Origin of the sequence: Nonomuraea sp. K271 (assembly GCF_009908215.1) — a bacterium.
Classification (GTDB): Bacteria; Actinomycetota; Actinomycetes; order Streptosporangiales; family Streptosporangiaceae; genus Nonomuraea; species Nonomuraea longispora.
The window spans coordinates 17,143-43,021 of the sequence record NZ_JAAAHR010000026.1; the positions used below are offsets into that span (position 1 = coordinate 17,143).

Genomic DNA, 25,879 nt, shown 5'->3' on the forward strand with positions numbered 1-25,879 from the left:
CATGGACGTTGAAGAGCTGACCGGCCTGGTGGTCGCGACGGCGGACAGCAAGGATCCACTGGTGGAGGGCGCCGTGGCCCAGATCCGTGCAGAGATGGAGCGGACCGAGGCGGTGTTGGTCCGTCGCGCGTGCAACAACGATGCGACCTGGGTGGAGATCGCTGCCGCCCTGGGGATGTCCAAGCAGACGGTGCACCGCAAGTGTCGGGGCCGCCGGGTGTTCGGGGACCGGTCGTGACGGCGGTACACGGCGACGCGGGGCTCGCCGCCAGGATCGAGGAGCTGCTGGGCCCCCGGCACCCTGTGGCGGCCGCCGCCCTGATCAGCCCTGCCGGGGTGACGGTGGCCAGCCGGGGCGCCGATCTGAACGCCGACTTCGAGATCGGGTCGATCTCCAAGGCGGTCACCGGGCTGCTGTACGCCGATGCGCTGGACCGCGGCGAAATCAGGCCCGAGAAGACTTTGGGTGAACTGCTGCCGCTCGGCGATGTCCCGGCCGCGCAACTGACGCTGGTCTCGCTCAGCCGGCACCGGTCGGGACTGCCCGGACTACCCAAGTCCGCCCAGCCGATGCGGCGGACCCTGGCCCTGTGGCGGCACGGCACCAACCCCTACGGCGAGGACCTGCAGCAACTGCTCGACCAGGCCCGCACCGTGCGGGTGGGCCGGCCACGGGCCCGCTATTCCAACTTCGGCTTCGAACTGCTCGGCCACGCGATCGCCGTCGCGGCCCGAACCACTTACGCCGATCTGGTGCAGCAGCGCATCGCCGGCCCGCTGCAACTGAACCGCCTCTACCTGCCCGTAACAGCCGACCAGCTCAGCCCGGACGCGCTCACCGGCACCAGCCGACGAGGCAGGCCGCGGCAACCGTGGACCGGGGAAGCGATGGGGCCGGCCGGCGGCATCCGAGCCACCATCGGTGCCATGGCCCGCCTGATCGCCGGGCTGCTGGACGGCTCCGCACCCGGGGCCCACGCCCTCGACCCGATCGCCCCGTTCGGCAAGGGCGCACACATCGGCGCCGGCTGGATCACCATCACGGTCAAAGGGCGCCCGGTCACCTGGCACAACGGCGGCACCGGCGGCTTTCGCTCCTGGGCCGGACTCGACCGCGACACCGCAACCGGTGCCGTCGTCTTGTCCGCCACCTCCGCATCAGTCGATCGCCACGGACTCCTGCTGCTGACCGGGGCGACCCGCACCCCAAGCAACCGCTGAGGTCCTGCCCCGCCAGGGGCGACGTGCCGCCGACGGTCCGAGGCATCAGTGCATCACCCGCCCATCCCAACCGACTGAGGGTTCAGAACCATGGGTTTCGACCGTCGCATGGTCGATGTGCTTGCCGACAGCGCTGTCGCCGAGGGTGAGCGCCGTGGCGATGCCGGCGTTGAACCGGCCCTGTGCCGGCAACGCGAGCACTTCGCGTTCGCGCGCCGGGGCCAATCGGCCGAGGGGCCGGCGGCCGGGTCCGCGCGTCGGTGTCGAGGGTGGTGGCGGCGATGTCCAGCAGCCAGTCCGCCCAGCGTGGTGAGGGCGTCGTGGCGCCACACGGTCGGATTCCCGGCTGTCGCGCAGGATTTGTTTGGACAGCGGCGGCCGATCGTAGGCAGTCGCGGCTCCTCACCGACCATGGTCAACGCGCCCAGGTGAACTCTTTACGGCGCAGGGTTTCGGCGGCGGTGGTCAGACCCGCCGCCGAAGCACCTACGACAACGATTCGAGATGCTGGTTCACGACGGGGTCAGCGTGATCGCCAGGGCTGGGCAGATGCGCGAGGCCTCCCAGACGTCCTCCTGTAGCCCGGGTTCCGGGCTGTCTTGCAGGAGCACGACGATGCCGTCGGCGTCGCGTTGGTCGAATACCTCAGGTGAGGCGAGTACGCATTGCCCGGAGCCGATGCAGGCGTGTTGGTCGATGGTGATCTTCATGTGTTTCTCCTTGTGTGGTTCACCAGGTGACGGGTAGTTCGCGCACCCCGTAGAAGACCGCGTTCTCCTTGAACGTCAGCTGTTCCAGCGGTACGGCCAAGGCCAGCGTGGGGATGCGTCGATACAGGGTGCTGTAGACGACTTGCAGTTCCACTCGGGCGAGTGGCTGGCCCAGACACTGGTGAGCGCCGAACCCGAAGGCGACATGGTGGCGGGCCTTGCGGCGGACATCGAGGGTCTCCGGGTCGGGGAAGGCCGAGGGGTCGCGGTTAGCGATGCTTTTCACCGCGATGATGCCGTCGCCTTTGCGGATGAGCCGGCCTCCGATCTCGAGATCTTCCCGCGCGACGCGGCGGGCTTCGGTATGGGTGATGGACAGGTAGCGCAGGAGCTCTTCGGCGGCGTTGGCCACCAGTGCGGGGTCGCCGCCGTCGCGGACCGCGCTCAACTGGTCCGGGTGCGCCAGCAGTGCGGTCGTGCCCAGCGCGATCATGTTCGCGGTGGTGTCGTGCCCGGCCACCAGAAGCAGTTGACCCACCGTGGCGATCTCACGCCGGGTCATCGCGCCGGTCCGGTACTGCTCGACGGCCAGTCTGCTGAACACGTCGTCGCCCGGCTCGGCATTCTTCTTGTCCACCAGTTCCTCCAGGTAGGCGTTCAGTTCCTGGCTGGCGGCCATGGCCTGTTCAGGGTCGGGTTCGTCCATGACGAGCGTGCGGGACACTCGGTGGAAGAGGTCGCGGGCGGTATAGGGCGAGCCCAGCAGTTCGCAGATCACCAGTGAGGGAACCGGTAGCGCGAACGCCTCCACCAGGTCTACTGGATTCGGGCCGGCGAGCATCTCATCGATGAGGTCGTCGACGATCCGCTGGATCCGGGGCCGCAACGCCTCCATCCTTTTGATCGTGAAGTCCGAGGTCAGGAGCCGTCGCTGGGCGGTGTGCTCCGGCGCGTCCATCTGCATCAGCGTCTTCATGTGTGCGTCGCGTGCCTTGCTCACCGCGTTGGTGTGCGGGAAGCCGGGTTGCGCCACGTCGACGCTGACCCGCGGATCGGCGAGCAGCGCACGCACATCCGCATGGCGGGTGACCATCCACGGGGTGCTGCCATCCCACAGTCTCACTCGTGAAACCGGCGCTTCTTCGAGTCGTCGGCCCAACTCCGGCGACGGGTCGAAGGGACACCCCGTCGCGCGGGCCATCGGAAAGGTCGGCATCTCTGGTAGGGCGTCAGCCATGGAAATCTCCTCGCATCGATGCGGTCATGGGGTGATCCCGGGCGCGTCGTGAACAGGCGATCGGAAACCCGAGCCGGTCATCCCCGGGGTGGATGTCATGTCGGTGGGTCGCGAGTTACGAGCCCTGTTGAAGCGGAGCATGGCCGGCCGGCTCGGCGGGCTCCGGGCGGCTCGAACGGTTCGCCGCGCGTGCGGTGATGGCGCCGATCGCGCAGATGATCGCGAATCCGAACAGTACGTACCGTGCCGAGTCGAGCATCGACGGGTCGCCGAGGTTGACCAGGACTCCGGCCACGGCCGTGCCGAACGCGATCGACAGACTCGTCACGGCGGCGATCGCCGCGGCGGCCCTCCGCCCTTCCTCCGGATCCTGGGTGCTGGACATGGCGGCCACGGACAGGTGCGGGTAGGCCAGGCCGATGCCGGAACCCGCGATGAACAACACCGGCACCCAGATGAGTACCAGCCAGGTCGGCGTGTCCTCGCGTTGCAGCAGTCCCTGGAGGAGGAAGCCGGACGCCAGGAGCAGCGGGCCGATGACGCGCAAACGGCGTACCGTGCGCTGTCTGGTGGCCGATGAGCTGCCCAGCTGGGTCAACGACCAGCCGAGCGAGATGGCGGCCCCGAACAGGCCGGCCGCGAGCGGGGGCAGCCCGCCCAACTGCTGGCCGAACAGCGGGACGAACGACTCGATCGCGACACCGAAGGCCAGTAGTCCGAGCGTCAGGTAGATCCACTTCAGTGGCGAGCCGGCCTGGTAGGTCGTGCGGGGGAGGACCCGCAGTTCGCTGCGCCGTTCGTAGGCGACGAAGGCGGCCATCAGCAGCAGTGCCACCACGATGCCGCTCACCATGGCCATGGTGCCGGGCAGTACTCCGGCCAGGCTGACAGCCGCGGTGGCCGCCGTGACCAGCAGCAGCGACACGGCTGGGACCGGCGCGCGCGCGTCGCTGCGTTCGCCGTGCGGTAGCACCCGGGGCACGATCGCGCAGCAGACCGCCGCTATCGCCGCCATCGCCACGAACGCCAGGCGCCACGAGCCGAGCTGGGCGAACAGGCCGCCGAGCGCCGGGCCGACGAAGTTGCCGACGCCGTACATCGCTGACATCAGGGCGTTGCCGCGGGTCCACAGCCGGCTCGGCAGGGCCGAGCGGATGACGGCGAACCCCAGCCCGGACAGCACCCCCGCCCCGAATCCCTGGACGCCGCGGCCGGCCAGCAGTACCGGCATCGCCGGGCTCGCCGCACAGGCCAGCGAGCCCACCAGGAACACGGCGAAGCCGAAGCGGTAGGCGCCGACGTTCCCCCACCGGGCCAGGAGCCGGCTGACCAGCATCGTCGCGATCACCATGGCGACGAGGTAGATCGTCATGTTCCACGCGTAGAAGCCGGCACCGCCGATGTCGGCCACCGCGGTCGGCAGCAGACTCGAGGCCAGATAGATATTGACCGCACCGACGAGCACGCCGCCCGCCAGCACGATCGCAGCTCCGAGATGTTGGGGGCCCAACAGTTCCCGCCAGGAAGGCGGGGCGGGGGTTGAATCGGGATTCACGCGGTCATCTCGCTCAGTTCGTCGGGGGCTGCGGTGGGCTTTCCGGGTCCGGACTCGCTGGCCACGGTCATGGAGGCGTTGCGCGCATCGATCCGTCCGTGGCGTGGCCGTCGGCCGCGCGTCTCCATGGCAGGCTCCGCGCCAAGCTGCTCGTTGTCACCAGCACTCATGACTCCAAGGCTGTCGTTGAACTGAGCCCGGAGACTTTTCGCCGCCTTCCGTGGAGGGTTCTGGGCCGGTAGCCGGGAAAGCCTCAAGAGCGGGTCGAACCATGCCGCTCTGCTCCCCGGTGGTGACCCAGTACTCCTCCAGATGACCGATGGCGACCAGCGCGCGGAACTTCAGCACCGCCTCGGCCCCGGCCAGGCCCCCACCGCGCCCCCGGCCAGGTCGAACCTGTCGGCGATCAGATGACGGCACGCGCCCTTGTACGACATGAAGGGCAATGACGGCAAGCGCCGCTACACCGTCCAGCAGATCGCCGACATATTCGGTGTGCCGAGGCCGACGGTGTTCGGGCACTTCGACAGAGCAAGACCGTGCCGCGTCAACCGACGAAGTTCGCGGTCGTGAAGCCATGAAAGCTACCAGCGGGTTACTTGTTCCCTGGAGAGCAGGCTAGAACTCCAGGGCCGACGAGGCGTGGGCTGCTGTTAATCGAGGCTGTCGCCATGTGGAAAACGCGCGACGCCGCGGTCAGGCTGCCTCATTTGGCGGTGTCTATCAGACCTGGCCCCAACACTCCGGGCGCATGACTGCACCTATTCACTCCAGCCAACAGCCGGGCGCCTCTGGGACCTCGACCTTGTCACCATCGACGGTCGTCTCCTCGTCGTCTGCGCCGTCGAGCCGCCAGCGTGGGTCTGGGAGCCGTCCAAGGACCGATGGACGCAGTACCGGCTGGACATGCCGTACCGTTCCGACGACTTCCGCGCGATGGTCGGGCACCTCCCGACCAACAATGACAAGGACGCCGGGCTGTTCACTAGAGTCTGCGCCGCCGTCGTGGACGGTCGGATCGTGGTCGGTGGGGCCGAGTACCGGGAGTCCCTCGCGCAGTGGGATCTGGCCAGCGGAGCTGTCCGCGTGCATGCGCGTCTCAACCACGGCGGTACGGGGAAAGTAGCGACAGTGCGGCTGAACGGGCGACCGTTCTTCATCAGCTGTAGCGACCGTACATACATGTGGGATGCGGCACATACAGACACCAACGGTGCTACGGACGTCGAACCAGCCGTGCTCTATGGAGACCGAGCGCCGCCTCGTCCATGGGCCGTTCGACGAACACCACGGCAGGGAGGTTGTCGGCGTCCGCGTCGCTGATTGGGACGGTCGCACGGTCGCCATCACGGCAGGGGAGGACGGCCGGGTACTCGTGTGGAACCTCGAACGAAGCTGACGGCGTGCCCGGTGAGGCCCGTCATGACAGGTCGTGCTGGTCATGGTCTCAGCCACTATCCACCAAGATGATTTCCGCGCCTGGCGAGTTCACTCCGTGCCGGTCTCGTCGTCGTCCAGCTCCGGCGCGTCCGGGTCGCGCAGGGGCCGCAGCCCCTCGCGCGGGACGGATGCGGTGAAGCGGTAACGCCCCAGGACGTTGAGGTTGCGGTGCTTGAGCGGGGAGAGCCGCGCGATGTCCTCGTCCCGGATCTCGTGGCCCTCGGCGCCGAGATGGTCGACGGCGGCGTCGATGTACCGCGTCGTCCAGAGCACCACGGCGTTCAGCACGAGGCCGAGCGCGCCGAGCTGGTTCTCCATCCCGTCGCGGTAGGCCTGATGGATGGTGCCGCGCTAGTCCCGCGCGGCCGGCGTGGAGCCAAGGTAGCCCGCGGCTTGGATGAGGAAGAGATCAGCGTAGCGGCCACGGGTACGCATGAGCTGGGCGTGAGTGCCGTGCTCGATGACCCGGCCGCAATCCAGGACGTAGATGCGGTCGGCGCTGCGGACGGTGGAGAAGCGATGGGAGATGAGCAGGACGGTACGGCCGGCGAAGAGCTGGCGGATGCTCGCATAGAGGTCCGCTTCGGCTTGGGGGTCCAGCGCGGCGGTGGGCTCGTCGAGAATGATCAAGGGGGCATCACGGTAGAAGGCGCGGGCGATGGCGAGTCTCTGCCACTGGCCACCCGAGAGGTCGGTGCCGTCGGTGAACTCACGGCCGAGGATGGTGTGATAGCCGTCGGGGAGGCCCTCCAGGAGTCTGGCGGCGCCGGCGGATTCGGCGGCGTCTCGGATCCGGCTGGGGTCGGGTCGGCTGCCGACGCGACCGAAAGCGATGTTGTCGTTGGCGGTCAGCTTGTAGCGGACGAAGTCCTGGAACACCACGGCGCAGCCGTGGCGTAGCTGGTACAGGTCGGTGGCAGGGCGACCGTCCCGGACCAGCGTCCCGCCCGTCGGCGCGTACAGCCCGGCCAGGAGCTTTGCCAAGGTGGTCTTCCCTGAGCCGTTGGCCCCGACAAGAGCGATGATCTCGCCTTGGTGGAGGGTGATGTCCACGCCATGGAGGGTAGGGCGGTCGGCACCGGGATAGGTGAAGGTCAGGCCGCGTGCGTGCAGTGTCCTGAACGGGCGTACGGGTTCGGCGGGTCCGGCGAGCGGCTCGACGGCTTCGGCCGTGAAGGTGCGAAGGTCTTTGAGGAAGTAGAGAGACTGGCCCACGTTGTTGAGCATCTGGCCGGCCACTTCCAGCCGGCTCGACAACAACCAGAGTCCGGCCAGGCCTGCGGACGCGGCGGCCGGGGAGACAATGCCGGCGGTCACCATCGCCCAGACGGAGGAGATGACACCGACGATCAGGGCGGTGGACAGGAGCTTGGCGCGGATCTCACGCCAAGCGTATGTGCGGATCAGACGGGCCATGCCGTTCAGCTCTTCAACGTACTCGGCGTCCCAGCGGGCGTGGAGGGTGGAACCGAGGTTCAGAGCCCGGATCTCCTTGGCCTCGTCCCGGCGCGTGAGCAGCTGCTCCAGGTATCCGCGACGACGGTGGTTCTCGGCCAGGGAGTGGTGCATCGCGTACACGGCGTTGCGCCGGTCTTTGGCGGCTTTGAACAGCGGCAACGCGCTGAGAGCCGCGAAGGGGAGCAGCCACCAGGCCATGGTCAGGAACACCCCCGCCATGGCCAGCACGGTCAGCGCCGCCTGCAGCATCGCAACCAGCATCATGACCACCTTGGCCGGCTCACGTCGCGAGGCGTGTACCGCGCGCTGTAACCGGTCGTGGAAGTCCGGGTCTTCGAATTTCGACAGCTCGGTGTGGGCGGCGGCACGTAACACCAGCGAGATGACGTGCCGGTCGACTCGATCGGTGAGGATCTGCTGGCGCATGCCGTTGAGCGTCTGCAAGATGCCACCCGCGGCACCAAGGGCGACCAGCACCGCCAGCCCGGACACCAGGCTCCCCAGGTCGATTCCGGCGCCGTCTCCGCGGGCGAGGGTCATCACGTCGTTCACCATGCCGCGCAACAGCAGCAACGCGCCGGCCAGGCCGCCCGCCGTGGTCAGTTGCAGCCCCACCACGGTGAGGACACCACGCCGATCCACCGCCCAGGACATGCGCACGGCGTGCACCGCCGCTCCGCACAAGTCGCGGACGGTGAGCCCTGGTGTCACTGCGCCCATCGCTCGATCCAGCTGCGGTGCTCGCTGGTGAGGAACGCAGTGTGTTCCGCGTAGCGGAAGGCGTGGCCCTCACCGGGGAGGAGGAGCAGGCGCGCGGTGCCGCCGGTGGCGACGATAGCCTTGTACAGTCCGACGGATTGTTCGGCAGGGGTGGCGGGGTTGGCGTCGTCGACTCCGTGGGCCAGCAGCACCGGCCGGTCCAGTTTTTGGGCGAATTCCACAGCGCTGAAAGCCCGGTAGATGTCGGGTGCCTGCCACAGGTGGCGCTTTTCGTGCTGCCAGCCGGTCGTGGTGAGGGTGCGGTTGTAGCAGCCGCTGTGCACGATCGCCCCACGCAGTTCGGGGACATGGGCGAGGGCGTACAGGGCGAGGGTGGCGCTGAAGCTGTGCCCACCCACCAGGACCGGACCGTCCACGGTCGACACCGCGGCGCGTACCGTGTCGATGATCTGCGGGTGCAGGAGTTCCACGGTGGCGTCAGCCGGCCAGTGCAACGGCAGGTTCAGGTACGCGACCGCGTGCCCCGTATCCAGCAGGGGAGGCGCCGTCACGCGGTCGCCGGGCCTGGCATCACGCAGCCACAACACCGTTCCCGGCTTTCCCGGATAATGCGTGAGCGTGGCCTGGTGATGTCCGGTGTGGATCTTGATCGGCGCGAGGCCGGTGGATACGGGACACGATGTGTCCCCCTGTCGCGCCGGCTTGCGTGGAACCTCGCCGACTGCACGCGGCCAACCGGAGCCATCCACCGGGACAACAAGGCTGGACCAGGACAGCCCTTCCTCGGAGGCGCGGTCCTCCTCGGCGTACTCCACATAGAGCTCACCGTCCATGCTGGTGAGACGCCGTACCACCAGGGGACCGGCCAGTTCGGTCGCCTGGCCGGTGACCGGATCCAGCGCCGCCGGCCGGGCGCCAGTGAGGGCCACGAGTTCGGGCACGCTGGGCAGGAACTTGACGTACCTCGGGCCCGTCGCCTCCAACGCCACCGGACTTGCATGCGTCCGCGGGGCTTCTGCTGCCGGGGGCGGTGGAAGGAGCAGCGCGAGGCGATCCCCCACCCAGGCGTAGGGTGGCCAGGCGTGAGAGGTTGCGGCCCGCACCTGGTCGAACATCGTGACCGTCTGGGCGACATAGTCGGCCACCCACGGGTATGCACGCCGATCCCACACCACCAGCCCGGCGACGAGGGGTCGTTCGGGGTGCCAGGCCAGTGGTGCGGGCAGCACGTCGGCGACGGGCAAGGTCCAGCCCGCTGATGTGCCGTGCGCGTGGATCTCGATGCCCGTCAGCCGTGCCCGCCTTTCGTCGAGCCCGGCCAGGTCCGGGTCTACCAGCAGTTCGCGCCAGTGAGTGACAGCGGGATTCGCCCGCGCGATCGACGCCTGGGCCGGTGCGGTCAGCTTCGCCCAGGCGCCGGTCGGTGAACTGTCCTGCCAGGTGTCAAACACGTGCGGTGACCACGATCGAATTGATGAGGGCCTTGACGGAGCCGATACCCGACACCGGTTCGCCGACGCGTCGGCCGTCGCCGTCGAGGCCTTGGGCGCAGGGCACGCCCATCGCCGCCATCGCGCCAGGGGCTGCGTCGTCAGGTCCGAGCACGGTTTCGACGACCGCGTCGCGGCGGGCCGGTTCCATGCCTGCCACCAGCTTCTTCAGCGCCCGACAGGATGGGCATGACTCAGTCGTGTAGAGCTGCACGCCATACACCGCATCGGTGCGTTCCACGATTTGTTTCTCCTTCGCTGCTTCGACCGCGCGGGCGCGACGGTCCACCGCGACGACCACGCCCGTGATCAGGGCCGTTGCGGCTATCGCGACGCCGACACGCAACGCCGTCTGGGCACCGGGCCCGATCAGCAGAGCGATGGCTCCCAGCGACGCGCCGACGGCGTTCATGACGATGTGAGTACGGCCCACCGAAGCCAGCCGCGCCAAGCCGAAGCACGCACACTCCTGACCGCGCAGTGCATGCGACACACCGGTCAGCGCCAGGTAGGCCACCAGGCCACCCACCGCGGCAAGGCGGCCGGGCACCACGATCAGTAGCACCGCGCCGACCAGCTCGGCGGAGGCGACCAGGCGCGGACCGTGCGGCGCCGCCAGGGGCCCGTCGCCGACGGGCCAGGACAGCCGCTCGGTGGGCGCCACCAGCTTCGCCACACCGGACGCGACGAGGGGGCCGGCCAGAACCGCCACCAGCACATCAGCTACCACTGCTCAGCACCACCCATCCGGCCGCGATCAGTTCCTGGGCCATCGGCCCTTTCGGTACGCCGCCGGCCAGCAATTCATGGATCGCAGCCGTCTGCGGCTCATCGCACTCGGCGATCGCCAGGCTCACACCGTTCACCAGAACCGCGCCGCCATACGGCAAGCGGGTCAGCGTCACCTGGGGCGCCAGTTTCACCGTGCTCATGCTTGACCTCGCATCCAGTGGTCAGTCCACACCAGCCGCAGCAGCGCCAGGGCATGCTCGCTCATCCGCCGAGGGTCTCGCAGCGCTGCGGCGACCTGCTCGGCCTCGATCAGGCCCGCATCCGCCAAGGGGGAATCACAGACATATGCCGCCAGCTTGTCCCTGTGTGCATACAGGTGTTCCGCAGCGGCCAGGCGCAGCCAGTAACCCGCCGGCGACCGCCGTACGCCCGTCACACGGTGCGCGCCGATCGCCTGCCACAGCGGCAAACTGTTGCGGAACATGCCCCGCTCGATCCGGCCGATGTCGTCGGCCGAAAGTGCAGCCACCGCGGCAAGGACCCGCGGGTCGAGGGCCGGCAGCACCGCGCCGGCATCTCCACGTTCGGCGAGAGCGGCGTCGGCCTTGCCCAACACCGGCGGGAGGGAATCGATGTGTGCTTTCCATAGCGGAAGGCGCAGCTGTTGAGCGATGCCGTATTCCTCCCGGCCTGCTTCGGTCAGACCGGGCACGAAGTTCACTCCCGTCGGCACCTGTGGCGGCTGAGCACCCTGCCGCTGCGCTCCCGGAGGACCCTGCGCACTGGCCATGGGCGCGTACACGGTCCGCTCCTCCAGGAGCTTGCGTGCCTCGGCCAACGTGGGCAGTCTCCCAGCCACGTGAAACGGCTCGCATTCGAGCAGCTTTTCGTCGCTGATCTCGGTTTCGGCCAACCGGACCGAGACCAGGTCCTCCAGCAGTGCCCCGGATGCCAACGGCAGGTCCACCGCCGAGGACAGCTGCGCCAGCATGCGGCGGCGCACCTCCACCTCCAGCATGAGGGGTCGTGGCGACTGGGTGGAGATCGGGTGGTGGTCCAGCAGTCCTGAGACATCCATCGGCACCCGCCGCAGCTCCAGCCCGGGCACCTCGGGCAGGGGCAAATGCGCGAAGGCCGCGCCCAGATCCGCGTACACCAGCAGCGGCCGTTTACCCGCCCGGTATGCCGCCACCGCCAGGAACGCCGAGGCAAGTCCGCCGCTGTAGGCGATCCCGAACTCGCCGGCGGGCAGCGCCGATCCGATGAGATCGATCAGATCCCTCTCAGGGCCGGGCAATCGTGGTGGCTGCCGCTCCACCCGTACCCCCGCGGCGTCCACCCGCACCACTGTGCCGACCGTCAGTCGCTGAACGCCAGGCACCCCCAGCGCGTCATCCGGCGCCGCCACGCCGCCGTGCACCGAAGCGAGCAACTCCCACGACTCCGGAGCAGGGATGCCCGCGTCACCGGCGACAGCGGCCAAGCCCTCGCCCCACTCCAACCCCGAAGAACCGATCCGGTAATACACGGGCAGTGTCGACGGCAGTTCCAGGGCCAGTTCGAAAGAACTCTTCGATTCGACGGTTCGTAGGCCGGGAGTTGCCGACCCAGGACCACTCGACCGCACTCCACGCCTACTTATCTCGACCCGGTTCATGACTGATGAACCTGGAGGTAGGTCTCCTTGACAGGAAGCGAAGTGCTCACCACTTCGCTGTCACACTCCACCCACGCGTAAAATCCCGCCGGTGACGTCGCCGGCACCGTTTCCCTGCCGAGGTGGAACGTGGCCGGGAAACCCAACCTCCGCAGTCCTGCCGTTACATACAGTGCGTCCTCCACCGGATCCAGGAACCCCATGCTTCTGCGCTGCTCCAACCGCAGCGAGGTAACGACGTCGTCGACCCGCGGCTCCGGGCGGACCGGCGCCACCTGCGGCCATGATTCGATCCGGTACGCTCCCACCCCGTCCAGTACCGACTCAAGAAACGCGTACGCTTCCATCGCCGCCTTTCTGACCATCACGGGATCCCTTTCCGTTACGTGCATGTCCGGCATCGGAATCGCAGCGCGGACGCGACACATCGAAAGGATGGCATCAGCGCGCGATCCGTCATCTCCCAAGAGCTGGGTTGGGCCGTACATCGACCGGCCCAACCCAGCCTCAACGCCAAGCGGCCGGCACCGTAAGCCCGTCTGGATCCACAGTGACGGCCACCGAAGCACACAGTGTCTCGGTTTTCTTATTGGTCGCCCTTGCGGCAGTGGCCGTCCGGAGCGCCGTTGGAGTTGTACCAGTTACAGAATCCGCTGCAGCAGTCCCAGTCGAATAGACAGGTTTCGCCATTCGTGTTGCATTCCTGAATCACGGTGGACTGTGAAGCGAAAATGTGCTGCTGCAGGTCATTGCCGGCAAGGCGAGCAGCAACCGACGTCGTGATCACGTATGTCACCTCCTTTTCAATGCGATTCCGGAAGTATAGGAATAGCAGATTTATGTTCTATGTTCGTTCCATATATTGGCCGTATCGGTGTCCAGCCCTCCCTACGGGCGCCGCGGCCGCAGATTCAGACCGTCACGGCGGCCATCGGCAGCTCGAATGCACGAAACTATCGACATCGCATGCAGCGTCACGTCAGTATCGTCACCGGCTGCGGCAGGCAGAGATCAGCCGGATCACGCGATCTCCTTCGCGAGCGGACCACCTGGACCGGCACTCACCGGGACCGCGTTCATGCCGGGCAGAGTGGAACGCGTGATCGCCGCGACGGCCGAGACGACAATCGACCGACACTACGAACTGAAGGGTCAACCAGCACGAACCCCGCGGCATTGCAGGGCCGGGGGGAACGAAGTGCCTCCTGCTGGACCGCCCGCTCGCCGCAGGAATCCCGCAGCGCCCGACCGGAGCGCTCCGAACAGGTACTCGTCGGTGTCGAAAGTGGTGAGCGCGAGCACCCTCGGTGGTGCCTCCACGTCGGCGAGTTGCCGGATCGCGGAGATCCCGTCGACATACGGCATGCGCAGGTCCATCACCACCACGTCGGGACGCCGCCACAGCGCCTGGTGCACGGCCTCGGCTCCATCGGCCGCCTCAGTGACCACCTCGATGTCGGACTCGCCGTCCAGCGTCACGCGCAGTGCGTCGCGTACGGCCGGCTGGTCATCGGCGATCACCACCCGAATGATCACAGCACACTCCTCATCCAGGTCGGCCGGGCCAGCATGCGATGCACCCCATGATGCCGGACTGTCGATGTCGAACCATCCGTCATCCGGTCGCTCACGTCGGGTTCCCCGCAGCGCTGGAGGGCTGTGCCTGACCCTTCGGTGATGCCAGACCCTTCGCGATCGGCACGACGGCCTCCACCAGCCAGCCGTGCTGCGGGACCGGGCCTGCCGTGAACGTTCCCCCATGCTGGTGTACGCGTTCGCGCATGCCCCTGATGCCTCGCCCCTCCGCTCCGGCAGGGCCGCGGCCGTTGTCCGTGATCGACATCGTCACCGCGGTCCGGCTGCGCCGCACTCGCACCTCCACCTTGGTGGCACCCGAATGGCGGGCGGCGTTGGTGAGCGCCTCCTGCACAACGCGGTAGACCGTACGACCCACGCCGGGCGGCAGCGGGACACCGGGGCCGACGCGGTGGACCGATATCCGCAGGTGCGGAGTGGAGAGCCGCGCGGCCAGGTCCTCGATCTCTTCTAAGCCCGGTCTGGCGGGCGCCTCGCGCAGGGTGTCGAGCAAGGCGCGTACCTCTTCCAGCGCGGCGGAGGACAACTCGGCGATGGTGCCCAGTGCTCTGTCGGCGGTCGGCGCCTGGCCGCGCAGGGCACGGCGGGTGGCGGTGGCCTGCATGTGGATCGCGGTGAGGTGGTGGCCGACGCTGTCGTGTACGTCGCGGGCGAGTACGGCGCGGTCCTCGGCCATGGCGCGCCTGGCCTCGGCGTGGTCGAGCCGCGCCGCCTGCGCGACCCGCTCACCGTGCAGCCGCAGGGCGTGGCCGACGGCGACCGGAGCCACGCCCATGATGACCAGGTCGGTGACCACGGACAGGCCCTTGTAAGCCTGCGGTATGAACAGGCCGTAGCCGATGGTCCAGACAATGGACAGGCTGATGACCAGCCATGGGCGGCGCGGCACGTGGAAGGCCGCCGCCCCGAACATGACCATGGTCACCAGCCGGCCAGGCCAGCCCGGTATCACCAGGCCGAGCAAAGCTATCGCTGCCGACAGCAGCGCTCCCGGCAGAGGGAAGCGTGCGCGCAGCGTCAAAGGCAGGGCTGCGGCGAGGCTGGCGCCCGCCAGGAGGGGCAGCCCGGGTCGCGGCGGCCCGCCGTCGAGCATGGCGAAGGCGGTGAGCACGGCCGTGGCCGCGAGCACGAGCAGCCCCTCTCTGACGTACACGTCGGCTACGCTACTTCGCCGGTCCGCAGGAGGCGCCGCAGGCGGCATCTTGCCCGTGGTCAGGTAGCGGTGCACGTGCTCGCGTACGCACGGGTGGCCGGAGAAGTAGAGGGCATGTCCTCCCACAGCCTTCAGGTAGCGGGCGCGGGGAAGCTGGTCGGCCAGTCGGCGGCCGTCGGCGGCCGGGCTGTTGTCGTCGTGTTCGCCGTTGGCGATGAGCACAGGCGGCAGGCCCGGCGCCTTGATGGGATGGGGCGCGTATGTCCTGGTCGGGGGCAGGCCCGCGCAATGGTTGGCCATCGGCCACACCATCCGACATCCGATGTGGGGCGTATCGCGACGCAGCGTGGTCTCCAGCTTCTTGAGCTTGTCGTAGCCGGGGTAGGGCAGATCGGCGCAGAGGATGACGCGCGACAGGTTGGGGTCCGGCGCTCCTTCCACCTTGGCGAAGAACGAGGCGTCACCGGCCTGTGCCCGCGCGAGTCCGGCGGCCAGGTGCTCCCAGGTGGCCTCGTAGGTGAAGTTGGCGCGGGAGGCGATCTGGGTGTCGCTGATGCGCACCTCGGGACCGGCCTCGGGCGCGGGGATGGGCTCGCGGCGGGCCTTGTCCATCACCTTGTCCCAGACGGCCAGGGGGTCCTTGCCGTGCAGCGCGCAGATCGTGGTGCTCTGACACCAGGCGGCGAAGCGTTCGGCGTTGCCTTCCAGGGCCTGGGCGCGCCGGCGAAGCCACTCATGCAGGTCAGGTGTGGTGTGGTCCCACACGCTGTCGAGGTACATCCGGCCGACCTTGTGGGGGAACAACTCAGCGTAGGACTGCCCGAGCACGGTGCCGTGCGAGTTGCCCACGTAGGTCAGTTTGGCCTGGCCCAGGGCCTTTCTGATCGCCTCCATGTCGTGTGCGATCTGCCAGGAGTTGAGGTTTCCCGACAGTGGCCCGGCTTCCTTGGCGCACGCTTGCCCGAACGTGCGATTCTTCGCACTGTATGCGTCGTAGGCCGACTTGCGCGGAAACACCCATTCAGTGGCGAACGGTGAGGGGATGGGGCAGTTGACGGCAGTGGACTTGCCGAACCCTCGCGGGTCGAAAATCACCACGTCGAACCATTTGGTCAGATCTGTGAAGTACTTCTTTCCTTGGCGGAGAAGCGCGATCTGCTCGCCAGGGCCACCGGTGTTGACCAACACCACTCCCTTCTTGCCGGCCTCATCCTGGGCGGGCAGCTTGGCGAGGCCGATCGTGACCTTCGGCCCTGATCCACGGGCCCAGTCGGCCGGCACCTGGATCTGCTCGCACTGCAGACCGTCTCCGCAGTCCTGCCACGACAGCGGCGTGGTCGTGACCGGGGCGATGGCGGTGACCGCGCCGATGACGAATAAGGATCGCGGGGGTCGTACCGATCGCGCGTCCCCCTTTCTGTATATCTTTGCCGGGAGAACGACGGGGGATGTCCGCCTACGCCTCCCGGGTCCGCGCCTTCCTGGCCTGGCTGGACAGCGCCGACCTGGACAACGCCGACCCACTCGCCGACCCGCACGGCCGCGACTTCGCCGTGCGCGACTACAAGACCCAACCTCAAGACGGTGGCCAAGCGGAAGGCCAACACCGTCAACGCCCACCTGACCGCGCTCGACCACTTCTTCACCCACCGCGGCATTGGCAGACTCCAGCATGGTAAGGCTAGCTAAGCTTAATTGAGCTGGACGAAGGGGTGCCATGACGGACAACACCGCGGCAACCGAGGGCCTCATGAACGAGCGGGGCCGCCTTATGCAGCTCGTCTTCGGCACCATGGCTGCGCAGACCCTTCGCGCGGCCGTCGAGCTGAAGATCGTCGAGGTAATAGGCGAGGAGGAACGCACGGCCGAGGAGGTGGCACGCGACTGCGGCACGCAGCCCGTCACGACGCTCCGGATGCTGCGCGCCCTAGCCGGTCTCGGGCTGCTGAGCGAGACCGGCACCGGCGCGTTCACCGTCGCTCCGGCCGGCCTGCTGCTGGACGAGCGCCGGTCCGACTCCCTCGCCTCGCTCATCTGGACCTTTTCCGACCCTTTCATGACCCGCGCCTGGGAGCATCTCGCCGACAGCGTCCGCACCGGCCAGACGTCCTTCGACAAGGTCTTCGGCGCCGGCTTCTTCACCCATCTCGGACGTCGGCCCGACCTGTCGGCCAGGTTCAACGCCGCGATGAGCCAGGGCAGCCGCGCCACCGCTGACGCGCTTCCCGCCCACTACGACTTCGGCCGCTTCAGCACCGTCGTGGACGTTGGCGGCGGCGACGGCACCGTCTTGGCCGCCATCCTGAACGCTTACCCGGCGCTGCACGGCGTGCTCTACGACACCGCCGAGGGCATGGCCCAAGCCGCGGGCACCTTCGAACGGGCCGCCGTCACCGACCGGGCCGAGCAGGTGGCGGGCGACTTCTTCGTCTCCGTGCCCCCAGGAGGAGATCTCTACCTACTCAAGAGCGTTATCCACGACTGGAACGACGAGCAGTGCGCCGGCATCCTGCGGCGCTGCGCCGAACGGCTACCCGCACACGGCCGCGTCCTGATCATTGAACCCCTGCTTCCGCCACAGGCCGGACAGGTCAAAGGCGGGCTGGCCTACCTCAGCGACCTCAACATGCTGGTCAACGTCGGCGGCAGAGAAAGGACCCCGGAGGAATTCGAGAACCTGTGCCACCTCGCGGGCCTCTCCACCCCCGTGATCACCACGCTCCCCCAGCCCCACGCGTTCGCCATGATCGAGGCCGCCGCCAAGGGTTGACCCGGCGAAGACCAGGTCGACTCGGCCGGGCCGCGACCCCACCCGCCGCGTCAGAGTCGGCCAGTACCCCTACGGCGTTCTGCAACCGCTGCTCGCCAATGACATCGATCGATCCGTCCAGGCCGCCACTACCCCGGCGGCCCGGGTTGTGATCGCGCTCGCCGGAGTCCACGCCGCGCGCGCGGCCGACATGCTCGCGCTGCACCTGGACGACGTCGACCTCGGCAACCGCCGCATCGTCATCGCCGGGCGGGCCTGCCCACTCGACGACCTCACACACCGGCTGCTCCTCGACTGGCTCCGCCACCGCACCGCTCGCTGGCCCAACACCGCCAACCGGCCTTGAGGATCGGACCGGATTTTGGCGCTACAGAGTCGATCTTGACGACGATTCGGTGACGACGGCTGTTTGCCCTGGTCGAGCGCCTAACGTGCCTGCTCATGCCTGTGGATTTCCTCTCAGATGAGCAAGTAGCCCGCTATCGCCGGTTCCGGCCCGAGGTTTCGGTGGCCGAACTCGAGCAGTTCTTTCGGCTGGACGCCAAGGCGCTGCAGACGCTGGCGGGTAAGCGCCGACCGGCGACGAAGCTGGGATGGGCAGTGCAGTGGGGCACCGTGCGGTTGACCCTGACCAAAAATGTCGGGGGCGGCGACGCCGCCCCCGAGTCCTGGACATTGCGTGCGATCGCGCCGGTAGGTGCCATGCCAGGGCCGGCGGGAGGGGGAGTGGGCAGCAGTATCCCGCAACCCGTCGCGGTGCCCCGACAGCAATCACCAGTCCGGGCCTGCCTCCGGCTGACAGAACAGGCCTGTCAGCCGGGGCGGCGGAGGGTGCGGCGCACGGCCAGGCCGCCGAGGGCCGCCGACGCGAGCGCCAGGATCCCTGCCTCGGTCCACTGGAAGCGCCAGAACCTGGACGGCGGATGGTAGTACACCGCGTACCGGTAGCCCTTGCCGAACAGGCACGCCTGCCACGCCTCGGCATTCTTGCTGCTCTGCCCCACGTCCACCCGACGCGGGCAGCCGCTGTCGGCCGGCTCGGCGACCTCCCTCCCGGACGGCTCCACCCAGGCGGCGCTCACCAGCCGGGCGTCGGGATCGTCCAGCAGCACGGTGCCGGACAGCTCGGTACGCGCCGGCTCGGCGTAGTGGTCGCTCAGCTGGAACAGCGTGAACATCGATACCGTCACACCGGCCACGACCAGCGCCATCGCAGGCAGCGTACGCCGGAACAGGGTGCCGGCCGCAGTGCCGAGCGCGAACGCGTATAGCCACCACGCCGCCGGCTCCACCCCGACCATGTTGAACACGCCGATGTTGCCGAACGTGGAGTCGACCCCCGTCCTGAACACCGGCCGCCACAGGCTCACCATGAGCGACAGCAGCAGCCCGCCCGCCACGACCGCTGCGCCCAGGAGCGACAGCTTGACTGCCAACCACTGCCAAACGGGCACGGACTGGGTCCAGGCCAGGCGGTGGGTGCCGCGTTCGTACTCGCGGCCGAGCAGCGGCGCGCCCCAGAACGCCCCGATCAACGCGGGCGCCACCAGCGGCATCCAGCCGAAGATCGAGTAGACCGCGTCGTAGCGCTGACCGAGCGCCACCGCCAGGTCTCCGCACGCCACGGCGGCCCCGGGACAGCCGGGCGGGGCATGCTCGGCCACGTACCGGCTCGCCTCCACCGCCGAACCCAGCAGCAGCACCCCCAGCAGCGCCAGGAAGGTCGCCGTCACGAGGATCTGTGCCCGGTGCTGGCGCCAGGTCACCCAGATCACGCGCCCACCCCCGTCAGTCCCGGTAGCGCCGCCGACTCGGGGCTGCGCAGGTAGCCCATGACGAGCTCCTCCAGCCCGGGCCGCCGCGCCTGCCAGCGCGGATCGAGCGGCGGCGCGCCCCTGACCAGCATGCTGACCTGCCTGCCGGCACGGCTCGCGCCCACCACCTGCGTGCCCGCCGCCGATGCCGCGTCCGGCCCGGTGAGCACGAGATGCCCGTCGAGCAACTCCTCGATGTCACCACTGACCTGCAGCCGGCCCCCGTTCAGCACGACCAGCCAGTCGCAGGTCTCCTCTAGGTCGGAGACGACGTGCGAGGACAGCAGCACGGTCAGCTCCTGCCCGGTCATCTCCGCCATGATCGAGCGCATCACGTCGTGGCGGGCGAGCGGGTCGAGGTTGGCCAGCGGTTCGTCCAGCACGAGCAGGTCGGGCCGGCAGGCCAGTGCCAGCGTGACCGCCACCTGCGCCTGCTGCCCGCCGGACAGCCCGCTCACCTTCCGCTTCAGCGGGATGCCCAGCCCGGCGAGCCGGTCGGCAGCCGCGGCGTCGTCCCAGCGGGTGTTCATGCGGCGGCCGAAGGCGAGCATCTCGGCGACGGTGAAGCTCTCGTACAGCGGCTTCTCCTGTGCCACGAACGCGGCCTCGCCGGCCACGCGGACGCTTCCCAGCGCTGGGCGCAGCAGGCCTACGGCCGCGTGCATGAGCGTGGTCTTGCCCGCGCCGTTAGGCCCGACGAGCGCCGCCACGCGCCCGGTGGGCACGGACAGCGAGCAGTCGCGCAACGCCCACGTGCGGCGATAGCGGACTCCCAGCCCGGTCGCCTCCAGCGCGGGACTCATGCCACGCCCTCCTTCGCGGCGTCGAGCAGGACCACGGTGAACAGCGCCCGCAGGTCCTCCTGATCGAGCCCGGCCGCGCGGGCGTCGCGCACCCATCCCTCCAGACTGCGCCGCAGCCGCGTGTGCTCGGCGAGCGTCGCACCCGCGATGCCCTGCCGGACGAACGTCCCCATCCCCGGCCGCCCCTCGACCAGCCCTTCGCGCTCCAGCTCCCGGTACGCCTTGAGCACGGTGTTGGGGTTGATGGCCAGGCTCTCGACCACCTCGCGGGCGGTCGGCAACTGGTCGCCGGGCCGCAGCGTACCGAGCCGAAGCGCTTGTTTGACCTGGTGAACGAGCTGAAGGTACGTCGAAACCCCCGAGCCGCGGTCCAGGTTGAACTCGATCAACCAAAGCACTCTTTCACTATTCGAATAGTGAAAGGGTGTTGGATTGGAACGCTCATTGTCAACCTGTGGTCGTCAGGCGACGCCATGTTCGGTAGGGCGACGGGTCTGGAGACAGCCGAGCTGACTGGCGCGCGTGACACCGGCCGCCGAAGGCCCGCGACACGTGCGGCCAGCGGCCGGACGGCGCCGTGTGTTACGAACTCGCCCGCATCCGATCGCTCGCCCCCCATCACAAACGAGTTCCGCTGGCTCGGAGACGAGGAATCCGCGAACCCGCGCGCTTCGGTCCAAGGCCGACCAGGACCCCGCCCAATGTCTTCCCCCCTACGAGGGCGCGCACTGCCGGTACGCGGCCGACTGGCTGACGGTGAAACTACAGTGGCTGCTCGCAACCGACACCGCGGAAAAAGCCGTCCTGTCCGAGCTGGCGGCGGGCTGCCCCAACGAACCACTGAACGTGCCTCCCGCGCCGTAGCACGGGCCGGCGTGGACGCCTAATCAGGCCCGCGGCTGGTCGTCCGCGCCGCCGAGCGCGGCGAGGATCCGGTCGAGCTTGGCGTCCATGCTCGCGAAGCGGCTGCTCATCTCCCGCTTCAGGTCGTCCACGTCCTGGCGCGTGGCGAGGGTAGCGCGGCCCGCCATGATCTCCCCGAGGACCGGCGAGGTGTAGTCGAGGATTTCCTGCCCGATCGTGCCCGGCAGCTGCTCCACGGCCGCCTTGATGTCGGCGACGTCAGCACCGGCGGCGAACGCCCATGACTCCAGCCGTTGGACGCGGTCGGTGAGGTGCATGCCGGGCGAGTCAGTGGGCTCCAGGCAAATGGCGGCTCCCAGGCCGTCCTCGCACTGATTGAGCACCTGAACGGCGGTGGTGAGCTGCCCGCCTCCCTGGCAGCCGCGTCGCGTGGAACTCCTTCGTGACCGGACGGAGTTGCCTGTCTTGAAGGCGTTCCTCCAGAACGCTCTGCTCGTGGCCGCGGCCGCCGCGGTGCTCACCGGACTCACTCTGCTGGAGGGGCAGCCCCGTTGGGGCTCATGACAGCGGTCTTACCCTGCAAGCACAACGCATGCAGTCTCTGTTCGAGCAAGGCGTTCTGCACATGCTCCGCCGCAGCGGCGAGGATCCGGCCGCGTAGCCGCATCCCTTTTACGCGGGTCGCCCGCACGGTCCAGGCCGTCGATGGTGAGGTAGGCCAGGAACAACGGATCCGGCGTCGTACCGGCTGGTGTGGCCTCGGCCTCCAGCGCCCGCCGCAGGTCCGCACGCTCAGTGCTGGTCAGGGGGCGGCGCCCGAGCAGGTCTGGCCAGCCGTCGGGACGGGAGGGCACGGTGAAGCCGGGCCCGACTGGTGCCTCGTCTGTGCGTGCGGTGGGGTTCTCGCTCACCAGGTGCCCTACTCCTGCGGCTCGCCCTCGGCGGCGTTGGGGTCGCGTAGGTCCCGCAGGCGTCCTTCCTCCAGGTGGGGGCGGTGGAAGGGGCAGGAGCCGTGGAAGTTGATGTGCTTGAACACCAGCGGTGACAGGCGGGCTTTGATCTCGCGGCTGATGCCCAGGCCGCCGGCCTGCAGCTGGGCGACGGCGGCGTCGATGTAGAGGCTGTTCCACCAGGTGATGGCGTTCAGGCCAAGGCCGAGGGCGCCGAGCTGGTTCTCCATGCCGCGCTCGTAGGCTTGACGGAGCTGGCCGAGGTTGCCGAAGAAGACGCGGCGGGCGAGCTGGTGGCGGGACTCGCCGGTGTTGGGTGCCGATCATCCTCCGGTAGGACTCGAGGTGGATGATCTGGAGCAGGTGGAGGGTCTTGAAGATCCGCCCGTATGCGGCGAACGCCTCGCCCAGACCGGTCAGCCGTCCATCAGCCGTCATCCTCTTGATCAGGTCGTAGGCGCGGACCTTGTTCGTCGACAACGAGCCGGCGACTCGGACCATGTCGTCCCAGTACTGGACGGTCGCCGGGACCGACACCCGGCGCAACTGCAGCTCGTTGAACGCGCCTCACCCCGTTGGATCCGCGGTGGTCTCGAGTGATCTCCCCGCGCAGCATCGCGCTATCGACCCACCACAGCTGGGTGTCGGTGATGTCGGCATGGCGGGGCGCGAACTGGTAGCCGCAGAACGCGAACATGCCGTAGACGACATCGCTGTAGGAACCGGTGTCGATCGTGACGATGTCAGGGGGTTCGGTGGCGTCGAAGCGGTGGGTGGCGTCCAGGATGTACATCGAATCCCGCATCGTCCCCGGCACCGCCAGCCCGCCGAGCCCCATCACCTTGTCCGACACCGTGTTCAGCCACGTCGTGCCACGCGGCCGCTTGCCGATCCCGAAGTACAGCGGCGACGGGCGCGAATGCAGGAACGGACCTGGACGACGAAGCGCAGCCCGTCGGTGGAGGCGACCAGGCTGCCGCCCCAGTCGGCGATGATACCGATGCCGGCCTGCTTGGTGACCAAGATCGCTGAGGCTGCCTTCGACCACGTCATCGCCGTCGACCTGGCCCGGCAGATGCTTCGCCGGGCCCCCGGGCAACTGGCCCCGCGGCTGCAGGCTGACGCCGCCCGGCTTCCGCTGGCCACCGGGTCGATCGCCGCCGTTGTCCTGGTCGACGCGCTGCTGTTCCCCACTGAGATCACCCGGGTGCTGGCCGCCGACGGCGTGCTGATCTGGGCCAACCAACTGGGCGCCGACGGGCCGCTGTTCCTGGACACACCCACCGTCATCGGCGCGCTGGGCGACGCCTGGAGCGCGGTGCAGTCCGAAGCCGGCTGGGGCAGCTGGGCCGTGCTGCGCCGCGCCGGGGAGCCTTGACAAGGACAGCGACCTGTCCAGGCAGCTGAGGCCCGGCGCCCTCGGCCAGCGCCCGGTAGACGCTGGCCAACGACGGGCGACGCCCCTTGTTCTTGCCCGTGGAGATGACCAGCTTGGACGCGATCTCCGGCACCGGGACCCCGCTCACGCAGGCTGCGTGCATGAGCGACCATGTCGTCGTCGAACACTTTCGGCCGGCCGCCGTGGCGGCCGCGCTCGCGGGCTGAAGCCTGGCCCTCGAGAGACTTCTCCCGGATGTACTCGCGTTCGGACTCGGCCATCCCGGCGAAGAACGCGAACAACGCCGCGCCTGCCCGGACGGGTCGTACACCCCTGCAACGGGCCGGTCAGCAGCTGCTGGATATCGGCCCGACGCAGCCCTTCGGCGATGGTGAGCAGCTCGGCCGCGCCGCGGCCCAGGCGCTTCATCTCATGCACCGTGAAGATCACCCGCTGGTGCGAGACGACGGTCTTGATCGTGCGGGCGTACTCCATGGCCTTGGCGAACTCCGGCCGCACCTTCACGCGCTTGCTGATCACGCCTCAATCGCGGAACGAGATCAGCCTGGCGCGGAGGCTCGCGGCGTCGTTCTCGTCCAGATGAGTTCGGAACGGAATGTCACGCCAAGCCGGCATCCGCGCGGCGCTCGTTGGGCACCGCTCTCCACTTGCCAACTATTAAACATACGTTTAAAGTCCTAAACATGTGTTCAGCATCGCCGGACCTGACCGCCCAGGCCAAGATCCGCAACGCGGCCATCGCACACTTCGCTAAGGACGGCTTCCAGAAGGCCAACCTGCGCGCCGTCGCAGCCACCGCCGGAGTGAGCCCCGGCCTGGTCATCCATCACTTCGGCAGTAAGGAAAAGCTCCGGAGCGTCTGTGACGACCACGTCCTGCGCATCTTGATCCAGCGGGCCGACAACGCACGGCCCAGCGGCATGCAGGACCTCTTTCGCGAATACCTATCCAACCCGGAGGAATACCGCCTCCAGGTGCAGTACATGCTGCGTGCGATCGAGGAGGACACCCCCGCCGCGGCCACGTTCGTCGACACGCTGGTGGCGGAGTCCGAGGAGATCCTGCGGGCCGGTATCGCCGACGGCTCGATGCGACCGTCCTCGGACGTGCGGGCGCTGGCGGTGCTAACCGTGCTCAACAGCGTGGCCACGCTGACCATGCCGCCGCCCCTGGCGCGGGCGCTGGGCTACGAGCGGTTCGGCCCCGACCTGCTGCGCCGCCTCGCCCTGCCCACGCTGGAGCTCTACACCCACGGGCTGTTCACCAACGACACCGCGCTGAAGGCAGCCCGGACCGCGCTGGATGAGTCACCACAGAAAAGGGACTGACACGATGGCCATCACCCTCCCCGACCTCACCCCGCTGGAGAACACGCTCTGGCTGACCCTGGCAGGCAAGGCGCTCGACTACCAGGCCAAACACCCGATCCTGCACGACAAGATCGCATACGACATCTTCAGGAAGCTCGACTACGACGCCGGGCAGTTCAAGCTCTCCGCCAGCCCCGTCGTGGGCATCGCGCACCGCTCCCTGGTCATGGACAACATCGTGCGCCAGTTCATCGCCAAAAATCCCGACGCCGTCGGGCTCGACCTGGGCGCCGGACTCGACACCCGCGTCTACCGCGTCGACCCGCCCACCACCGTCGAGTGGTACGACGTCGACCTGCCCGGCGTGGCCAAGACCAGGCAACTACTACTCCCCGAACGCCCCCACCTCCACACCATCGGCTCCGACCTCAACGACCCCCGATGGATCAGCGAAGTCCCCGCCGACCGCCCCGCCGTGATCGTCGCCGACGGCCTGATCGGGTTCCTGTCCAAGGAGGAACTGGCCACGCTCCTCGACCGCCTCATCCGCCACTTCCCCGCAGGCGAGATCTGCTTCAACGGCTACACGAGGTTCCACGTCTGGGCGGCCAAGAAGTACGCCGGCACCCAGTCCGTCGTCCCCTTCCTGAGGTCTCCCGGCTTCGACACCCCGCAGGACATCGAGCGCCTGGAACCCCGCCTGAAGCTGGTACGCGAAATCCTGCCGGGCCGCGAGCCCGAAGTCGCCGACTACCCGTGGACGACCCGCCTGGCCAACTTCCTGACCGCCTGGAGCACCTCCATCTCACGCAAGGGCACCGCCATCCAGCACTACCGCTTCCAGGGACTCCAGAGGCACCGAGGTGACCGCCGAGGACCGGCGGCTGCTGGAGGATCGTGGGCGCTTCCTGCAGGGCGGCGCCCGGGACCGACCGAAGAGCCGCATCGCCCGGCCGGCCGATCCGACATCGATCAGGCAAGTCACAGCTAGATCAACGCT

General features: G+C 68.5%; 30 protein-coding genes and 2 pseudogenes. 10 read left to right on the forward strand and 22 right to left on the reverse strand.

The window, feature by feature from the left end:
- Window position 1 precedes the first annotated feature (1 nt).
- The gene (locus GUY59_RS12105) at window positions 2-238 is read left to right on the forward strand and encodes a hypothetical protein (protein ID WP_138199839.1); all 237 of its coding nucleotides are present in this window, start codon (window positions 2-4) and stop codon (window positions 236-238) included.
- Window positions 235-1,221 (forward strand): serine hydrolase domain-containing protein, encoded by a 987-nt coding sequence (locus GUY59_RS12110; protein ID WP_201760768.1) that lies wholly within the window; start codon window positions 235-237, stop codon window positions 1,219-1,221. Before GUY59_RS12105 ends, GUY59_RS12110 begins: the two co-directional genes overlap by 4 nt.
- A 45-nt stretch (window positions 1,222-1,266) precedes the next feature.
- Here GUY59_RS12110 and GUY59_RS47410 read toward each other — a convergent pair whose 3' ends face one another.
- The 15 genes and pseudogenes from GUY59_RS47410 to GUY59_RS12185 all read right to left on the reverse strand — a co-directional run bounded on the left by GUY59_RS47410 (window position 1,267) and on the right by GUY59_RS12185 (window position 16,250).
- Window positions 1,267-1,446 (reverse strand): hypothetical protein, encoded by a 180-nt coding sequence (locus GUY59_RS47410; protein WP_201760769.1) that lies wholly within the window; start codon window positions 1,444-1,446, stop codon window positions 1,267-1,269.
- A 287-nt stretch (window positions 1,447-1,733) separates the two neighbouring features.
- On the reverse strand, window positions 1,734-1,931 hold the full coding sequence (locus GUY59_RS12120; protein ID WP_132329055.1) for a ferredoxin: 198 nt from the start codon (window positions 1,929-1,931) through the stop codon (window positions 1,734-1,736).
- Window positions 1,932-1,950: 19 nt separating this feature from the next.
- Window positions 1,951-3,168: a cytochrome P450 gene (locus GUY59_RS12125; RefSeq protein ID WP_138199840.1), complete on the reverse strand. Its 1,218-nt coding sequence runs from the start codon at window positions 3,166-3,168 to the stop codon at window positions 1,951-1,953.
- Between the two features lie 115 nt (window positions 3,169-3,283).
- Window positions 3,284-4,723 carry an MFS transporter gene (locus GUY59_RS12130; protein ID WP_138199841.1) on the reverse strand — a complete coding sequence of 480 codons (1,440 nt, stop codon included), beginning with the start codon at window positions 4,721-4,723 and terminating at the stop codon, window positions 3,284-3,286.
- Window positions 4,720-4,893 carry a hypothetical protein gene (locus tag GUY59_RS12135; RefSeq protein WP_161714504.1) on the reverse strand — a complete coding sequence of 58 codons (174 nt, stop codon included), beginning with the start codon at window positions 4,891-4,893 and terminating at the stop codon, window positions 4,720-4,722. Before GUY59_RS12135 ends, GUY59_RS12130 begins: the two co-directional genes overlap by 4 nt.
- 1,318 nt (window positions 4,894-6,211) lie before the next feature.
- Window positions 6,212-6,514 (reverse strand): annotated as a pseudogene (locus tag GUY59_RS12140) (Tn3 family transposase); the annotation flags it as partial.
- Entirely contained in the window at window positions 6,515-8,341 is a 1,827-nt protein-coding gene (locus GUY59_RS12145; protein ID WP_138199842.1) for an ABC transporter ATP-binding protein, read from the reverse strand. It abuts the pseudogene before it with no gap.
- A complete protein-coding gene (locus GUY59_RS50660; protein ID WP_138199843.1) occupies window positions 8,329-9,792 on the reverse strand; it encodes an alpha/beta hydrolase family protein in 1,464 nt (487 codons plus the stop codon). The genes GUY59_RS12145 and GUY59_RS50660 overlap by 13 nt, the downstream gene beginning before the upstream one ends.
- The gene (locus GUY59_RS12155) at window positions 9,785-10,561 is read right to left on the reverse strand and encodes a hypothetical protein (RefSeq protein ID WP_138199844.1); all 777 of its coding nucleotides are present in this window, start codon (window positions 10,559-10,561) and stop codon (window positions 9,785-9,787) included. Before GUY59_RS12155 ends, GUY59_RS50660 begins: the two co-directional genes overlap by 8 nt.
- Window positions 10,551-10,763, reverse strand: a complete 213-nt coding sequence (adfB, locus tag GUY59_RS12160) for an actinodefensin-associated protein B (RefSeq protein ID WP_138199845.1) — start codon at window positions 10,761-10,763, stop codon at window positions 10,551-10,553. The genes GUY59_RS12155 and adfB overlap by 11 nt, the downstream gene beginning before the upstream one ends.
- Window positions 10,760-12,091, reverse strand: coding sequence for a hypothetical protein (locus GUY59_RS12165; RefSeq protein ID WP_138199846.1), 1,332 nt, complete (start codon window positions 12,089-12,091; stop codon window positions 10,760-10,762). The genes adfB and GUY59_RS12165 overlap by 4 nt, the downstream gene beginning before the upstream one ends.
- A gap of 125 nt (window positions 12,092-12,216) precedes the next feature.
- Complete coding sequence (locus GUY59_RS12170) at window positions 12,217-12,612, reverse strand: lasso peptide biosynthesis protein (RefSeq protein ID WP_171055331.1); 396 nt, start codon at window positions 12,610-12,612, stop codon at window positions 12,217-12,219.
- A gap of 194 nt (window positions 12,613-12,806) precedes the next feature.
- Window positions 12,807-13,007 (reverse strand): hypothetical protein, encoded by a 201-nt coding sequence (locus GUY59_RS12175; protein WP_138199847.1) that lies wholly within the window; start codon window positions 13,005-13,007, stop codon window positions 12,807-12,809.
- 365 nt (window positions 13,008-13,372) lie between these two features.
- Window positions 13,373-13,756 carry a response regulator gene (locus GUY59_RS47415; protein WP_201760783.1) on the reverse strand — a complete coding sequence of 128 codons (384 nt, stop codon included), beginning with the start codon at window positions 13,754-13,756 and terminating at the stop codon, window positions 13,373-13,375.
- A gap of 91 nt (window positions 13,757-13,847) precedes the next feature.
- On the reverse strand, window positions 13,848-16,250 hold the full coding sequence (locus tag GUY59_RS12185) for an alpha/beta fold hydrolase (protein WP_161714505.1): 2,403 nt from the start codon (window positions 16,248-16,250) through the stop codon (window positions 13,848-13,850).
- A 436-nt stretch (window positions 16,251-16,686) separates the two neighbouring features.
- Between GUY59_RS12185 and GUY59_RS12190 the strand changes: the two genes are divergently transcribed.
- The 3 genes from GUY59_RS12190 to GUY59_RS51330 all read left to right on the forward strand — a co-directional run bounded on the left by GUY59_RS12190 (window position 16,687) and on the right by GUY59_RS51330 (window position 18,669).
- Entirely contained in the window at window positions 16,687-17,739 is a 1,053-nt protein-coding gene (locus GUY59_RS12190) for a methyltransferase (RefSeq protein WP_201760771.1), read from the forward strand.
- 148 nt (window positions 17,740-17,887) lie between these two features.
- Window positions 17,888-18,085 (forward strand): hypothetical protein, encoded by a 198-nt coding sequence (locus tag GUY59_RS12195; protein ID WP_138199850.1) that lies wholly within the window; start codon window positions 17,888-17,890, stop codon window positions 18,083-18,085.
- Between the two features lie 95 nt (window positions 18,086-18,180).
- Window positions 18,181-18,669 carry a DUF4158 domain-containing protein gene (locus GUY59_RS51330; RefSeq protein ID WP_138199851.1) on the forward strand — a complete coding sequence of 163 codons (489 nt, stop codon included), beginning with the start codon at window positions 18,181-18,183 and terminating at the stop codon, window positions 18,667-18,669.
- Here the strand turns inward: GUY59_RS51330 and GUY59_RS12205 are convergent.
- From GUY59_RS12205 to GUY59_RS48555, 7 genes and pseudogenes are all read right to left on the reverse strand, one after another.
- Complete coding sequence (locus GUY59_RS12205; RefSeq protein WP_138199852.1) at window positions 18,552-19,514, reverse strand: ABC transporter permease; 963 nt, start codon at window positions 19,512-19,514, stop codon at window positions 18,552-18,554. The genes GUY59_RS51330 and GUY59_RS12205 overlap by 118 nt on opposite strands.
- A complete protein-coding gene (locus GUY59_RS12210) occupies window positions 19,511-20,356 on the reverse strand; it encodes an ABC transporter ATP-binding protein (RefSeq protein WP_138199853.1) in 846 nt (281 codons plus the stop codon). The genes GUY59_RS12205 and GUY59_RS12210 overlap by 4 nt, the downstream gene beginning before the upstream one ends.
- The gene (locus GUY59_RS12215; RefSeq protein WP_138199854.1) at window positions 20,353-20,745 is read right to left on the reverse strand and encodes a GntR family transcriptional regulator; all 393 of its coding nucleotides are present in this window, start codon (window positions 20,743-20,745) and stop codon (window positions 20,353-20,355) included. Before GUY59_RS12215 ends, GUY59_RS12210 begins: the two co-directional genes overlap by 4 nt.
- A gap of 498 nt (window positions 20,746-21,243) precedes the next feature.
- Window positions 21,244-21,741, reverse strand: coding sequence for a hypothetical protein (locus GUY59_RS12220; RefSeq protein WP_138199855.1), 498 nt, complete (start codon window positions 21,739-21,741; stop codon window positions 21,244-21,246).
- 398 nt (window positions 21,742-22,139) lie between these two features.
- Window positions 22,140-22,671 (reverse strand): annotated as a pseudogene (locus GUY59_RS49960) (Tn3 family transposase).
- The gene (locus tag GUY59_RS49965) at window positions 22,598-23,095 is read right to left on the reverse strand and encodes a transposase (RefSeq protein WP_252374853.1); all 498 of its coding nucleotides are present in this window, start codon (window positions 23,093-23,095) and stop codon (window positions 22,598-22,600) included. Before GUY59_RS49965 ends, GUY59_RS49960 begins: the two are co-directional and overlap by 74 nt.
- The gene (locus GUY59_RS48555) at window positions 23,029-23,193 is read right to left on the reverse strand and encodes a hypothetical protein (RefSeq protein ID WP_236667097.1); all 165 of its coding nucleotides are present in this window, start codon (window positions 23,191-23,193) and stop codon (window positions 23,029-23,031) included. Before GUY59_RS48555 ends, GUY59_RS49965 begins: the two co-directional genes overlap by 67 nt.
- Here GUY59_RS48555 and GUY59_RS12235 point away from each other — a divergent pair.
- From GUY59_RS12235 to GUY59_RS12250, 5 genes are all read left to right on the forward strand, one after another.
- Window positions 23,186-23,548 carry a methyltransferase domain-containing protein gene (locus GUY59_RS12235; protein ID WP_138199858.1) on the forward strand — a complete coding sequence of 121 codons (363 nt, stop codon included), beginning with the start codon at window positions 23,186-23,188 and terminating at the stop codon, window positions 23,546-23,548. The two genes, GUY59_RS48555 and GUY59_RS12235, sit on opposite strands and share 8 nt — an antisense overlap.
- A 104-nt stretch (window positions 23,549-23,652) precedes the next feature.
- A complete protein-coding gene (locus GUY59_RS49970; RefSeq protein WP_269128773.1) occupies window positions 23,653-23,775 on the forward strand; it encodes a hypothetical protein in 123 nt (40 codons plus the stop codon).
- Window positions 23,776-23,987: 212 nt separating this feature from the next.
- Window positions 23,988-24,152: a hypothetical protein gene (locus GUY59_RS12240; RefSeq protein ID WP_161714508.1), complete on the forward strand. Its 165-nt coding sequence runs from the start codon at window positions 23,988-23,990 to the stop codon at window positions 24,150-24,152.
- A 100-nt stretch (window positions 24,153-24,252) separates the two neighbouring features.
- Complete coding sequence (locus tag GUY59_RS12245) at window positions 24,253-24,897, forward strand: TetR/AcrR family transcriptional regulator (RefSeq protein ID WP_138199859.1); 645 nt, start codon at window positions 24,253-24,255, stop codon at window positions 24,895-24,897.
- Between the two features lie 4 nt (window positions 24,898-24,901).
- Window positions 24,902-25,870, forward strand: a complete 969-nt coding sequence (locus GUY59_RS12250) for a class I SAM-dependent methyltransferase (RefSeq protein ID WP_161714509.1) — start codon at window positions 24,902-24,904, stop codon at window positions 25,868-25,870.
- The last annotated feature ends 9 nt before the right edge of the window (window positions 25,871-25,879 follow it).